Raw genomic sequence first — 13,678 nt, forward strand, 5'->3', positions numbered from 1 at the left:
GCAGTCGGGCGATGCTGTGGGGGCTTGTGTAGGTGTATACCCAGTTGTTATACTGCGGCACTTGGGGGTTTTATGGTGAAAAGAGGTGGCGCGTTCGCGCTGTGTCTTGCGGTGTTGCTTGGGGCGTGTTCATTTAGTTCTATCCCGAATGGCACGTACCGGGCGACGTATCAGGATTTTGATGAGAATGGTTGGAAGGACTTTCTCGAGGTTACTTTTGATGGTGGCAAGATGGTGCAGGTGGTTTACGATTATCAGCATAAAGAAGGGCGATTTAAGTCCCAGGACGCTGACTACCATCGGGTCATGTATGCATCCTCGGGCATAGGTCCTGAAAAGGCCTTCAGAGAGCTCGCCGATGCTTTGCTTGAAAAGGGTAATCCCGAGATGGTGGATGTGGTCACCGGTGCAACTGTTTCTTCCCAGAGTTTCAGGAGGTTGGGTGCTGCGCTTCTGCAGAGTGCGCGGCGCGGCGAGAAGGAAGCCATTATTAGCAGGTAGACCGGTCCGGGACATCCCTATAAGCTGAAGACCGATACGGGCGCCCACACTGGTGGTGGGCCTCGAAAGCGATGATGGGGTGTGCGGGGTCTTCTCGCGCCCTCTTCACCGACGCGTGCGCCTCCTCAATTAAGTGGGCCGCGGTAGTTAGTCTGGACGTACGCGTCGCGATGCCGATAAGGACGCGTGCGCTCTCAATGGCGCCGCACAGCTCCTTGTGTATATCCCTCGCGAGTACCATCGCCTCTTCGAGGCTTGCGTCTTGTACGATACCCGCGAAGCAGCAAGTACCCTCGAATTCAAAGAGCATATCCCGAAATTTGAAGAACTCCACGAGCTTTTTCGCTGTGTCCGCAACGGCTGTCTGGTGCGCGGGGTGCTCCACCTGTACTATCATTAGCGTTAGGTCTTGTTCGGAAGCGGTGGCGCGTCCTAATTCTGCCTCAAGCCTTTCCTCCAGATAGGCCCGCCAACCGACCCCGGTTAAGGGATTGAAAAGACCATAGGTGCTCTTTTTTTCATGAACGGGAAGCAACGTCTGCCCGCACCCTTCCTCACCGGAAGAGGAAGACATCCGGCCCTCCCCCCCTGTATGTTCCTGGAACACTGAGTCATGTATGGAAAAAAGCTCCTCGTCAGAATGGTTGTACAAATGTAAACCTTCGAGGTCGCTCACGCTTTCCTTAGAAGCAAGGTCCTGCCCATGAGTTTCAAAAGACGGACACTGACACTCAGGCGGTGTACCGGGCGGCACCTGGGCCTCGTCTGTCCGAGAAGCGCTCGCAGTACCTTGAGGTCCAGCAGGACGAGGGCGCGCGTCCCCCTGTGCGCACTGGAATCGGCGCACGCTCAGATACTCAATAACCAAAAAGACCATGCTTGATATGGTGAGGGTGAGCATAACCAGAAAGACCACGCAACCCCTAGAAAAGATATTCGCGGGAGTGAGTACCCTCAACGCTGCGGTAAACGACAAGCATTCGTCTTTGGCTTGATAAGGCACTCTTCCCGAAAAGATTTTTATGAAAAAAGAGCTACTTCTCGGTACTAACTCACTTCCCCCAACAGCAACGAACATGAGGTCGTCGTACGTCCAGGAGAACAACTGCACCCGGTTAGAAAAAATATTCAGCGCCATGATAAGGCCATCATTTTTACACAAATTCTGGATAAAATCCGCCTCTGCATCTGTCAACTGCCTTTTGGATGTCACGCGCGGTGCAATCCGCCTGATCACTTGTGCAAAGCGCTGTTGCGCCCCGACGGTATTTCTTTGAATCGCTTGTGAAATAGAGAAGGCGAACCAAGCCACCGTTAAGACCATGATAGCGATAGCAAAAACGGCATAGGCGCGCACGCACGTCCTACTCATTGCACCCAGTATAGCGGAGTACATCCTCCAGTACAAGTTCTAGGATTCGAAAGATAGGTGCCTGCGGTGTACGCTTCGTTTTGTACCATGTTATAAAGGGTAGCATGGCGAGGAGTGCCGCGGCGTGTTTGCTTCTCAGTTGTGCGTGGAAAAAATTAATAAATTGTTTGTAGGGAAATGCGCGAAAATCTGCTGCATGCCATGGGCGTGCACCTGGCGTAATTTGATCGAAATTTCTTTTATATTGGTCGAGTATTTCGTTTGAGTAGGTAATTCCTCCTTGTGTGTTGTCCTGTCTTGTCGGGGTGCGAAACATCAGATTACAGAACTGTGTTTCAAGCGGCGATATGCGCAGTATTTTCTGTTCGAACTGTTTAGAAAGATATGTCCCTCGTGCATACGGCTTTCCGTTGGTGTAGGAAAAGTCTGTTCCAACAGAAGTGATACGGGTAAACCCTAGAAAGGAAGCCACCGAATAGGCGGCGCCAGCCACCGTTCCCGAACTAGTTTCTAAAAAAGGTAGGGAAGAAAAACGATTTGCGTATACACTAAAAGGGTGACCTCCTCCGGTGAAAATAAGTGAATTACCATTCAAATAAAAACTGCGTACTGCGCATGGACACGCGCATATGTCGAATATTGCAGTTACCTGTGAAGGGAATGAACACATAGTGTGTGCATACGAGATGTATTGCGGATCAATGCTGATAAAAAAATCTGGCATAAGACCGCCTGTGCAACACACGGGAAAAGCAGTATCGCATGCAAAAATAGTATACACATCCCTATGTGAACGTATTTTTTCAATACCTTTTTCAAGACTTGGCCCTGCACCTAATATGATCGCCTCAGTTTGTGTATTGATGTTCGGTAGCTTTGGTGTGAATATCTGTGCATACCTTAGATTGAGTAATGCGTTTCTCATCCAAAGCTTTCCAAAGTGCACTTGGACTGAAAAGTCGGCACGGATGATTTTCATTGCTTGGCTGGTAAGCTCAGCAATCTTTTGTTCGCTTGTGGGAAAAAATGCCTTCCAGGGTTGTAGATAGTGAACAAAAAAATTGCCATGGATGATGGGCATGTAACACTGTGCAATTTCTTGTGATGCACTACCGTGGGTGAGCGGATGAAGAAAGTGGACGCGTTCTTGGACGATAATATGCGTGAGGTCCACCTGCTCCAGGAGTGCACGGAAACTCGCGTAATCAAATTCACATACCGCGCAGCATGCGTGACGAAATTTTTCTAAGAAAACACTGATGTGGATACCTGCCCCGATGCCACAAAAAAGAATGAAGCATGGCTGCGCAGGCAGAGTTCTTTCTGCTTCTATCCATGGGTTGTATCTTGAGTGGAGTGTCCGATTGTTCCTAAAGAAGGGAATGTTTTCTCCTGTGTGTGCAGTCAATGTGCCGGCGTATATTCCGTTAGAATGGGTGCGCTCCAGTGTCAAGGCGATATCCTGATAGCGCATTCTGAGCGCTCGGATGTTTTTTTTAAACACATTAGTCATATGTTGAGCTTGTTCCTAAGTTGAACGATTTCATGGCGCACCTTGTGAATGAGAGTTTGTGTTCCCTGAGAAGGGTTTTTTCTCAGGTGAAGTAGCTCAGCGTATGCAAGAAACTCAAATGCCTCTTTTTCTATGCCGGAGCTGGCTATACTGGATGCGATACGTGCATGGTGTGCACTGCGTGCGATGCGTTCAAAGTAGTGGCGGAGTACTGCCTTTTTGTGGATGCGCGAAATCGGCGGCCCATCTGAAAAGGTGAATGTATCCTTTTTGGCGAAGGCGTGTTGGGAGAAATCTTCATACGTGATGGTACGTACATTGGAAGGTGGTGCGTGTTCTGTATTTAGCCGTGTAAGTTTCTGGGTTTTCTCTTGTGGGAGACTGTAAAACCAGTGTGCGTATGTTTCTAGTGAGCGATTGTCAAAATTTCCTGCAATGCAGGTCGCAAGTGGCTCAGTTCTCTTGGGATTAAAACGTTTGAAGGAAGCATGTGGACGTGCGTGTTGGAATCCCTTTCCTGGGTGCAAATCGAGTCCGGCCAAATAAATAGAATGTACCCCACACTGTAAAAGATATTCGAGTGCAGTCCCCATGACACTCCCATGTCTTTGTGCAGAAACCGAGGGGATGTGCAGGTGTTGCAGAAAGAAGTGTTCTGTATGCGAATGGTAGTTGAGCAAAGAAATTGGAGAGTATTTAAACACACGTGGAGGAATGCACGCTTCTAAGGGAAACAACACCGGAAGGGTAGGCGCTGGCGGAAAATGCTCTGCGGCCCAAAAACTGCCGTCCGTGCTCATGCAGATATCAGGAGAAATATTGCGGTAGAGAAGTGCCTGCAGTGCTGAGGAGACCGCAACTATGGGAAGTCCGACTCGGGTGATTTGCTCGAGTCCGAAACCTGCAGCCACACACAACACTTCCGGTGCGGTCAGGCACACCCGTACCGGGCGCTCAAGAAAAAATACATTTCTCAGTGTATTCAGTAACCAACGTTTTCCGAAGTATATGCGCGTGGCGATTTCACTCTGAATTATTTTGATGGTATAGGTGATTTCTTGCCATGTGGACTGAGCTTGTGCGCGCCATATTCGGTTTGCTGGCTCCCAGGGAACAAACGCGGTTTGCCCGAGCAATTCGTCAGGGATATGATTAATTAAGAAAGAATGCAAACTGCCGCAGTCTGGTCTCCAGACTGCGTCCCACTGGATATCGGATGAAGTGAACGCATCGTTTGTGTATCGAACTGCGATAAGCTTTGCATGTGGAAAGCGTGCCCGCAAAAACTCCGCGGTGTACGACTCACCCGGCTCTGTTATTACCACAATGCGGCGACCTTCTAGGATCGCAGCGACAAAACGCTCCGCCTCCCTTCTTGGGTTATATTTTGAGTGGAGGTTCAGCGACACGTCTCCCCGGTTTCGTACTGCAAGAAACGGAGGACGTCCGTCTGCGCGCGAGTAGTTCCACTGCTTGTGATGAGAAGTGAATTCTCCGCGTGGTTAACAAAGTACGCGCTGACGCCACGGGTAAGTTGGTTTAGGTACAGCTCAGGATCGACGGGAAAGGAAGAGAAGACCACAACGCGCAGCTCCCGGGAAGCGACGCATGAGGCAAGGTTGTCGTTCCCTACGAGCGTCAATAGCTGGTTGCTCAGCGCACAGCAGCGGCGTACCATACTCAGTTCTTCCTGAAGAACGGCGGGGGGCAACGCACTCTGGTTGATGCTGATAGTGAACAGGTTTGCCATCCGCTGATTGTTCAGGGCGAACTCGAGCTGGGAGCAGCTCGGTGCCAACTCCGGCTGTCGCGGATACACGGGCCTACTCGCCTCGATAAACGAGAAGCGCGCCTGTACGGCAAGGATAAAGGAACGCACGCGCTCCTCGCCTGATGCATCACCGTGAAGGTCTGCAGCGAGGGCACCTTCCTCGACGTCGGTTCGGGTATCAAAGAGCACCAGGTATACGCGCACGCTTCCAGCGGAAAACGGATACAAATGGAGCGCACGCAGCGTGCTGAATAGATGGGAAGAGAAGTAACCCTGCAATTCGGTAAGTTCCTGCCTGAACAGGGTCGTCCACTGCTCCGCAGGCAGGCCGGGCGAAAGGAGGGAGGTGGGAACACGCATACGGTAAAACGTGGTGGTGTCAATCCCGAAGGGGAAACGCAGGTCAAACATGCGCTCTTCAGTGAGAAAGAGAAAACCCGCGCGGGGAATTCCGAGAGATTCAACCAGCTGTACGAACTGCAGTTCCAGGCGGTAGTACTCGCAGGAGACACCCGAGCTACGCCGGATGCAGGAAGCGCGCGCGATAAGACCCATTAGGAAATCCCTAGCTCGTCAAAGAGGTGTTTGTACGTGTGGAAATACTCCGATCGCGCAAACTCCTCGATCTTCTCCTCGGGCAGACTTTCGAGCAGCCGGTCCATATACCCGAGCACAGAGCGCACCTCGTCGGCAAGGCTCTTTGAGAGGGGAGGTGCAAGGTTGGCAGAATCCCCCTGCGCAGGACGGGCCGCTTCCGATTGGGGCGGGGACCCGATTGCCACCGGCGTGGCAACCTCCGAAGACTCAGAGGCGGCGGTTTCAACCGCGTGGGGAGCAGAAAACTCTAGCGAGGGAACGGAGACGTTCAACTCCTGCTCTTCTGGCAGTGGGAACGATGCATCTTCGCGCTGGGTGTCCTCGTCGTCGAAGACATTTTCAGTATTGAGGGGCTGCTCGGCACCGGCTGCATCGAGGCCGGTGGAGGAAACGTGCGCCCGTTGAGCCTCAGGCGATGCGTCATCTTTGGCAACAGGAGACGGACCGGCCGCAGCGTCACGATCCGCGTGAGCCCCCTGCTCTTTCACATCGAAAACTTCGTTTCCAAGGGTAGCACGCCCCTGTTGCACCCACTGCTCCTGCGCGACGCGCGCTGCAGCGTGGTCGTCCTCCTCTAGGTAGCTGAAATCGCCTGCAGCGGACTCGATGTGAGAGGACTCAAAACCACTGAGTTCACCACCAAATGCGTCGGCCGCAGAGTCTTTCCCATCTTCCTCGGTAAACTCAGAGGTGATGAGGATATTGTTCAGCTCATCGTTGGTAAGCGCAATCGTCTCGTCTGGATCATCGTCACAGAAAAACCCGGAGTAGGCAGCCTCTGTTCCTTCCGGAGCCGGAGCGGTGGCGGGAGCCTGAGCAGGCTCGGCGCCAGCTTGCTGGGAGAAGGTACCCTTCAGCTGGTCCAGATCAGCGCGGATACTGCTGATTTCCTGCGCAATTTTCAGAAGCAAATCGGTGGAAGCATCGCCTGAGGTACTGGCCTGCGCCCCCTGCGCGGCCACCTGGGCATCACCCATGAGGGACTGCGCAACTGCGTCCACATCACTGAATGGGGCGCCGCGTACCGGTCCTTCCGAAGAAGGCTCCGAAGCAGAGTAAGTGATAGGGTCGGAATCGACCGGGTATTCCGGTGCGTCGTGGCTCAAACTCGAGAGCAAGTCGTCGAACTCTGTGGTGTCGCACGACCCGCTGGGGCAGGGCATGCTGCACCCGCGCGGCTCTGGCGGCTCTTCGGTCACAACGGAGCTCATCGCTGCCGATAGATCAACTCTGTCGTCCTGAGACTGCGCGGTGCGTGTAACCAAATCGTCGAACGACGGCACCTCCGAGTAAGCGGCATCTCCGACTGGCGCATCTGCCGCCTGGTCGGAGGAGGACTCGCCACCCGGAGCGTGGCTGCACCCGCGAGCGAGCACCTCGTCCTCCACGGAGAGGTCAACAAAGCCACGAGAACCCTCTGCAGAGGACTGCACAGGAAGCGCACGGTACACATGGTGCCGCACCGCATCCACGCGCGCACCCGGGGGAGCGTGTTGGGCAGGCGCCTCTGGATCCTCTGGGCCACCTGAGCTGACGGGTGGCTCCTGCGCTTCCGGCGGTACCTTTACCCACACGCCACACGCATCCCAGGCACGGTCTTCCCCCTGCTCCTGAGGGCGTGCAGTTGCGCGTGGACTGTCCATTTCTGCTGACTCTGATCCCATAGCATCTTCCTCTGTGCCGTGAACTCCCTCACGCATCCTGTGTCGGCAGCCGTGCCGCAAAGCATGAGCATAGCGTGTGCGGTCCGTTTTTTCAACAATTCGTAAAAGCACCCCGTTCTTACGCCGTAAATGACGGCAACGCGCGGGTGCGGAAGGCACCTGCAATGCCTGTGTCATTACCTCCTGGCGGGGGGGGGGTACGGACAAAAACAGGGGTGAAGATGTGGAAGACAGTGCAGACACGCAGCCAGAGGAAGCGGTGAGGACTCTATGCGCGTTTACTTGAGGGTAGTACTTCCCCTGTCTCTTGCGCTGAACAGCTACGGTGTACTCGCCTTTTTCTGGGGAGAGCGGGGGGTGTGTGCCATGCGGCTACTGGAACGTGAGAAAAAGGAGCTCGTCCATCACATCCAGACGCTCGCAGAGCGTGGGCGCGACTTGGCTGCGGTGGTGGACGCTCTATCCTTTGACGAAGAGACTATCGGTGCGTATGCGCGTCAGCTAGGATATGTCCGCGCGGGGGATGTGTTAGTGAGGCCGGTAAACTTTACCGTTGCGCACATGCATACCCTTGATTCTGGGGATGCACGTCCGCTTGTTGCACCTGCATGTTTTAGCGACACGCGTTGCAAGGTGTACGCGCTGTGCGTCGGCTTCTTTGTCGTCCTGTTACAGCTGCTGTGGGGTAGCGCGCGTGCGTATTTTAAAACATGAGGCGCAGTCTGCGCACGCTGCTGCGCGTGCGCTCAAAGCCGGTGCGCTCGTAGCGTTGCCGACAGATACGGTGTACGGTTTCTCTGGCCTTGTGCCACACGCTGTTCCGGATCTCATATGTCTGAAGGCGCGTGGGTGCACAGAGACGGAAGGGAACCGGAGAGAGGGCTATCCGTTCATTGCACTGCTTGCAGATCCGCAGGACGTGGTTATCTATACCGGGACGCGGCTTCCTGCGGAGTTTCGTGCGCTGTGGCCTGGTCCGTATACGTTTGTGCTGCGCATGCAAGACGGCGCGACGCAGGCGTTCCGCTGTCCTGCTGACCTGTGGCTGCGCTCAGTGATACGGGCAGTTGGGGGAGCGATCTTTTCCACGAGTGCAAATCGGCACGGCAAGCCGCCGCTGCAAGATGCACAGGACATCGACCACATCTTTGGAAAGCATCTTGCGCTGACCGTAGACGCAGGACCACTGACCGGCTCCCCAAGCGCGGTGATAGACCTCACGCACCCTGTGCCGCGTGTGCTCCGCGCTGGTGCGGCGCCGTTGCCTCTTGCAGGACTGGAAAGGCGTGACTCTCCTTCCCTCCCTCATGTGGGGGAAGTACGTAAAGAATGAGGTCAGTTGCGGACCCACTCCTCAGGCACCTCTTCATACTCAACAGAAGCGGTGTGCCCTGCGCCCCGCACGACAGGGGCGGTTCTGACGCCTGAAAGCCGGTTGTTTCCTGAGATCTTTGTGAACCTCCACTGGAGCGGACGCGCCTCCTGCGCGAGCTTCTGAGCGATCTCAGGGGGGAAATGAGAAAACTGTCGCGCATTGACTGCCCCCTTCTGTGACACCACGAGCACTCCGTCTGAAATTTTCAGCTTGAGGGGAACGGAAAGTCCGGAGCGCAACACCGCGATGCCGCGGCCTTCGCTCACGATGACGATTCTTTCCTCTTCCTCTGTGCTGTGCCAGGAACCGGCGAGGGCATCTAGGGACGAAATGGATTCTTCACCTGCGCGCGTGTGCCGCATGCCAGACGTCTTTGTCTGATTCCCTGTCAGCGGGACGGAACGGTCAAACACATCTCGGACCAGGTGGCGCGAGTCAAGCAGAATGCGCGCTGCCGTCTCATATGTTTTGGAGAGTAGCCGCGTGGCGTTGTGATCTTTACCCTTGAGTGCAACAGCCAGTCTAATCCCCTCAGGGGTGAGGTTCATCGCGCCGCAAAATATATAGTCAAGACTCCCTTTTTCGGGAAAACGGTGCGGCACCGCTTGCTCTCTGCAATCTACAACGTGATACCCACGCAATTCCCGGATGAAAGAAAAGAGCGCGTCGTTGATGGTGGTTTCTGTGTGCGCAGGCACACCAGACACTTCCAGCCTGTAGACGCCAACACGAGGAGCTGCGTGAACAGCATGCGCGAACAGCACGAACAGGATAAGCAACCGAGAAGAACGGATACCTTTTTCCATGAGACTAGTGGTGTCGCTCACAGAGGCTGCGGGACAGCTCCCGTGCGTTGTCGCGGGCTTTGATCTGCGCGCGCTTGTCAAAAAGCTTCTTGCCCTTGCAGATTCCCAGCGCTACCTTCACCCGCCCTGCTTTCAGGTAAAACTCCAGGGGGACCAGAGTATAGCCTTTCTCTTCAACCTTGCGCTTCAAGCGCGCAATCTGGTCCCGATGTGCCAGTAACTTCCGCATCCGATCCGGATTGGGAGCAAAGGAACAAGCATGCACGTACTCCGCAATATGCACATTCTTTAGCCACAGCTCGCCTCCGCACATCTCTGCAAATGCGTCAGGAAAGGAAAGATGCCCCGCGCGCACAGACTTCACCTCCGTGCCTTCAAGCGCGATGCCACACTCTAGACGGTCTTCCACATGGTAATTGAAAAAAGCCTTGCGGTTCTTTGCAATGAGATGGGTTCCTGTGCCCCTCATGGCGCCGGATGCTACCGGATAGGCACTTCCCTTGTCAATTCGATTATCACCGTGTTAGGCTGCCGCGTCTGGGAGGGACGCCGTTTTATGTTTGCGCGGTGGAGAAGGTACTCATATTTGGCGCGGCGCGAAGCACGGCGAAATGCGACCGCAGTTTGTAGTGCTGGGGTGGGCTTCTTTCTGTTCTATCTTTTTATCACTACGCATGTGGTTGCAGCGTATCGCATTCAGGCGGACTCGATGCAGCCGACCCTGAGCGCAGGGGATTGCGTTCTTGCCTCGTCCCTGTTTCGCTTTGCCCGCATCAAGCGGGGGGATTTGGTGCTTGCAACTCCTCTTGAGAAAGAGGATATAGGCCTGTTTAAAAGGGCGATGAATGCTGTGTTAGGCTTCGTAAGCCTTCAATTGTACCGGCCGTTTGGCGCGGCAGATCGCATGTTTTCGCGGCCGCAAATGCGCAGGGTGGTGGGCCTTCCAGGGGACACTGTCTATATGCGCGATTTTGTGCTGTACGTTAAGCCCCACGGTCAGCAACACTTCCTCACGGAATTTGAGGTGAGTGCAGTTAGCTACGACGTGCGTAAGGGGGTGCTTCCTGAGCATTGGTCTGAACGGCTTCCCTTTTCTGGTTTCATGGAAGAGATGCAATTGGACGAGCACTCCTACTTCGTGCTGTGCGATAATCGAATTGTCTCCAGCGATTCTCGTCTGTGGGGTGCCATCGACGGTAGTACGCAGATAAAAGCAAAGGCATTCATGCGTTATTTCCCTTTCGGAGCATTTGGTGTCTTGTAGTGTGTAGGCGCCGCATTTGTGGTGCGTGCTGCGCATCGTGCTGTTCCTTTTATCATGTCTTCTGAGGTCGGTGCGTCTTTGTACGTGCACATCCCCTTTTGTGCGCAACGCTGTGCTTACTGCGATTTTTACTCCCTGGTGCGTTCAACCTATTTTAGGCCTCATCAGCCTTGTCCGCATTTTATCGATCGGCTGCTACAGGATGTGGCATTGCAGCGGGAGTGCTTTGGGGTCCAGGGGTGGCAGACAGTGTATATGGGTGGAGGTACCCCTTCGCTATTGGCACCGCAGGACATTCGTCGTTTTTGCGTAGCGTTACGCGCCGCGCAGCGGTATCCGATTCAGGAGTTCACTCTTGAGGTGAATCCTGAGGATGTGACCGAAGAGTTCTTGTGTGCGTGTGCGGAAGGCGGAGTAAACCGTTTATCCCTTGGGGTACAAAGTCTGCGTGATGAGGTGTTGCGTGCGGAGCGTCGTGCAGCTTCTGCTGAATGTGCTCGTACCGCGCTCCGCGTGATGACGGCAAATGCGCGCTTTTTCTCTGGCGGGGTGCGTATTTCAGCAGACCTCATCGCTGGATTGCGCGGGCAAACGGCGCGAATGGTGCGTGAGGATATAGATGAGCTTTTGTCTTTTGGGCTGAGACACGTGTCGCTATATGGGTTGTGTGTACCGCATCCGACTGAAACGCAAGAGGAGCGAATTGCAGCGCTTTGGGCACACGGCAGCGCGTATCTGGTGCGTGCAGGATTTAACCGGTATGAGCTTTCGAATTTTGCACGTACTGCGGCGGACGAGAGCGCGCACAACAGAGCATATTGGCGGATGGCACCGCACGCAGGGGTGGGGCCTGGCGCAGTTGGCACGCGTTTTGTCAACCTTTCTTTATCAAAGGAGGGGGTGTGGGCGATTCGCAGCACGGTGCGGAAACATCTTGGCCAGTACTTAGCAGAAGTGTGTCGGGAAAATGTGTATGAGCACGAATTCCTTACAGAACATATGTGTGTGCAAGAAGCATTGTTAATGGGATTACGTCTTGAACAGGGACTGGATGTGGTTACATTTCGTGCGCGGTTCGGGAAGGGAATTGAAGCGTACATTGGCAAAACAATCGCGCGGTGGCAGTGTCATGGCCGAATGCAATGGACGGCGACGTCATTGCGTTTGAGTGCGCAGGCACGGGTATTTCTGGACAGTTTTTTGCGAGAGGCGTTTGCAGAACTTGCGCGCACGTGAGTGGTCGTGAGAATGGGTACGCCGTGTACTATTTGAATTCGGGTATATTTCCTTTGGAAGAGCTTGACAGCCTGCGTTTGTCCTATTACCATCGGCCGCAAAATACCGGACTTGCGCGCCCGCGGTGGGACGCAAGAGGATGCCAAACCAGTCATCAAATGTTGGTTTGATGGTGTTCAGGTGGGTCCCCTTTCAAGCGCGCGCAATGCGCTTGGATCCCGCGCTGGTTGTGCGCGGTGCCTGAGAGGCCCGTTTGGTTGTAGCGCTGTCGATCCTTCATTTCGCTTTTTTGTGCCTCCTTGTTGCGTGCGGGCGTGCGGGGTCCGCCGTATCTGTGCCACAGATCTTTTGAGGAGGATTTTCATGGCCAAGGAAAAGTTCGCGCGCACTAAAGTTCACATGAACGTGGGTACTATTGGGCACGTCGATCACGGGAAGACAACGCTCTCTGCGGCGATCACCTCGTACTGTGCAAAGAAGTTCGGTGATAAGCAACTAAAATACGACGAGATTGACAATGCGCCTGAAGAGAAAGCGCGCGGGATCACCATTAACACGCGTCATCTTGAGTATCAGTCCGATCGTCGTCATTACGCGCATATTGATTGTCCTGGGCACGCGGACTATGTGAAGAATATGATCACGGGTGCTGCGCAGATGGACGGTGGTATTCTCGTCGTGTCTGCGCCTGACGGCGTTATGCCACAGACGAAGGAGCATCTTCTGCTCGCCCGTCAGGTTGGTGTTCCCTCCATCATTGTTTTTTTGAACAAGGTTGATTTGGTTGATGATCCTGAGTTGCTAGAGCTGGTGGAGGAAGAGGTGCGTGATGCGCTTGCTGGATATGGGTTTTCGCGTGAGACGCCTATCGTCAAGGGGTCTGCGTTTAAAGCTCTGCAGGATGGCGCTTCCCCGGAGGATGCAGCTTGTATTGAGGAACTGCTTGCGGCCATGGATTCCTACTTTGAAGACCCAGTGCGTGACGACGCAAGACCTTTCTTGCTCTCTATCGAGGATGTGTACACTATTTCTGGGCGTGGTACCGTTGTCACGGGGCGCATCGAATGTGGGGTAATTAGTCTGAATGAAGAGGTCGAGATCGTCGGGATTAAGCCCACTAAGAAAACAGTGGTTACTGGCATTGAGATGTTTAATAAGCTGCTTGATCAGGGAATTGCAGGTGATAACGTGGGGCTGCTTTTGCGCGGGGTGGATAAAAAAGAGGTTGAGCGCGGTCAGGTGCTTTCTAAGCCCGGTTCTATTAAGCCACACACCAAGTTTGAGGCGCAGATCTACGTGCTCTCTAAGGAAGAGGGTGGCCGTCACAGTCCTTTTTTTCAAGGTTATCGTCCGCAGTTTTATTTTAGAACTACTGACATCACCGGTACGATTTCTCTTCCTGAAGGGGTGGACATGGTGAAGCCGGGGGATAACACCAAGATTATAGGTGAGCTCATCCACCCGATAGCTATGGACAAGGGTCTGAAGCTTGCGATTCGTGAAGGGGGGCGCACTATTGCTTCTGGTCAGGTGACAGAGATTTTGTTGTAGGCGTTTGCGGCGCGGAGTGTGTTTGGAG

13 protein-coding genes are annotated in these 13,678 nt (G+C 54.1%); 6 read left to right on the top strand and 7 right to left on the bottom strand.

The features are described from left to right. Window positions 1-72: 72 nt before the first annotated feature. Entirely contained in the window at window positions 73-501 is a 429-nt protein-coding gene (locus tag TPCCA_RS00870) for an FMN-binding protein (RefSeq protein WP_010881618.1), read from the top strand. Here the strand turns inward: TPCCA_RS00870 and TPCCA_RS00875 are convergent. From TPCCA_RS00875 to TPCCA_RS00895, 5 genes are read right to left on the bottom strand one after another with little or no spacing between them, the layout of a single operon-like run. After that, entirely contained in the window at window positions 491-1,873 is a 1,383-nt protein-coding gene (locus TPCCA_RS00875) for a GGDEF domain-containing protein (protein ID WP_013944867.1), read from the bottom strand. The two genes, TPCCA_RS00870 and TPCCA_RS00875, sit on opposite strands and share 11 nt — an antisense overlap. Next, window positions 1,866-3,386 (bottom strand): motility associated factor glycosyltransferase family protein, encoded by a 1,521-nt coding sequence (locus TPCCA_RS00880; RefSeq protein WP_013944868.1) that lies wholly within the window; start codon window positions 3,384-3,386, stop codon window positions 1,866-1,868. Before TPCCA_RS00880 ends, TPCCA_RS00875 begins: the two co-directional genes overlap by 8 nt. After that, window positions 3,383-4,795 carry a 6-hydroxymethylpterin diphosphokinase MptE-like protein gene (locus tag TPCCA_RS00885; RefSeq protein WP_013944869.1) on the bottom strand — a complete coding sequence of 471 codons (1,413 nt, stop codon included), beginning with the start codon at window positions 4,793-4,795 and terminating at the stop codon, window positions 3,383-3,385. The genes TPCCA_RS00880 and TPCCA_RS00885 overlap by 4 nt, the downstream gene beginning before the upstream one ends. Then, complete coding sequence (locus TPCCA_RS00890; protein WP_013944870.1) at window positions 4,786-5,712, bottom strand: YkoF family thiamine-binding protein; 927 nt, start codon at window positions 5,710-5,712, stop codon at window positions 4,786-4,788. The genes TPCCA_RS00885 and TPCCA_RS00890 overlap by 10 nt, the downstream gene beginning before the upstream one ends. Continuing rightward, a complete protein-coding gene (locus TPCCA_RS00895) occupies window positions 5,712-7,661 on the bottom strand; it encodes a hypothetical protein (protein ID WP_013944871.1) in 1,950 nt (649 codons plus the stop codon). Before TPCCA_RS00895 ends, TPCCA_RS00890 begins: the two co-directional genes overlap by 1 nt. 27 nt (window positions 7,662-7,688) lie before the next feature. Here TPCCA_RS00895 and TPCCA_RS00900 point away from each other — a divergent pair, with 27 nt between their 5' ends. Both TPCCA_RS00900 and TPCCA_RS00905 read left to right on the top strand, forming a co-directional pair. Next, on the top strand, window positions 7,689-8,132 hold the full coding sequence (locus TPCCA_RS00900; RefSeq protein ID WP_013944872.1) for a septum formation initiator family protein: 444 nt from the start codon (window positions 7,689-7,691) through the stop codon (window positions 8,130-8,132). Further along, window positions 8,113-8,751, top strand: coding sequence for an L-threonylcarbamoyladenylate synthase (locus TPCCA_RS00905; protein ID WP_013944873.1), 639 nt, complete (start codon window positions 8,113-8,115; stop codon window positions 8,749-8,751). The genes TPCCA_RS00900 and TPCCA_RS00905 overlap by 20 nt, the downstream gene beginning before the upstream one ends. Before the next feature lie 2 nt (window positions 8,752-8,753). Here TPCCA_RS00905 and TPCCA_RS00910 read toward each other — a convergent pair whose 3' ends face one another. Together TPCCA_RS00910 and smpB are read right to left on the bottom strand one after the other, a co-directional pair. Next, the gene (locus TPCCA_RS00910; protein ID WP_013944874.1) at window positions 8,754-9,599 is read right to left on the bottom strand and encodes a TP0183 family DNA metabolism protein; all 846 of its coding nucleotides are present in this window, start codon (window positions 9,597-9,599) and stop codon (window positions 8,754-8,756) included. A 4-nt stretch (window positions 9,600-9,603) separates the two neighbouring features. Next, window positions 9,604-10,068: an SsrA-binding protein gene (smpB, locus tag TPCCA_RS00915; RefSeq protein ID WP_013944875.1), complete on the bottom strand. Its 465-nt coding sequence runs from the start codon at window positions 10,066-10,068 to the stop codon at window positions 9,604-9,606. 168 nt (window positions 10,069-10,236) lie between these two features. Between smpB and lepB the strand changes: the two genes are divergently transcribed. From lepB to tuf, 3 genes are all read left to right on the top strand, one after another. Next, complete coding sequence (gene lepB, locus TPCCA_RS00920) at window positions 10,237-10,863, top strand: signal peptidase I (protein ID WP_245522158.1); 627 nt, start codon at window positions 10,237-10,239, stop codon at window positions 10,861-10,863. A gap of 18 nt (window positions 10,864-10,881) precedes the next feature. Continuing rightward, window positions 10,882-12,099: a coproporphyrinogen-III oxidase family protein gene (locus TPCCA_RS00925; protein ID WP_013944877.1), complete on the top strand. Its 1,218-nt coding sequence runs from the start codon at window positions 10,882-10,884 to the stop codon at window positions 12,097-12,099. A 363-nt stretch (window positions 12,100-12,462) separates the two neighbouring features. Next, window positions 12,463-13,650, top strand: a complete 1,188-nt coding sequence (tuf, locus tag TPCCA_RS00930) for an elongation factor Tu (RefSeq protein WP_010881634.1) — start codon at window positions 12,463-12,465, stop codon at window positions 13,648-13,650. The last annotated feature ends 28 nt before the right edge of the window (window positions 13,651-13,678 follow it).

Origin of the sequence: Treponema paraluiscuniculi Cuniculi A (assembly GCF_000217655.1) — a bacterium.
Lineage (GTDB): Bacteria > Spirochaetota > Spirochaetia > Treponematales > Treponemataceae > Treponema > Treponema pallidum.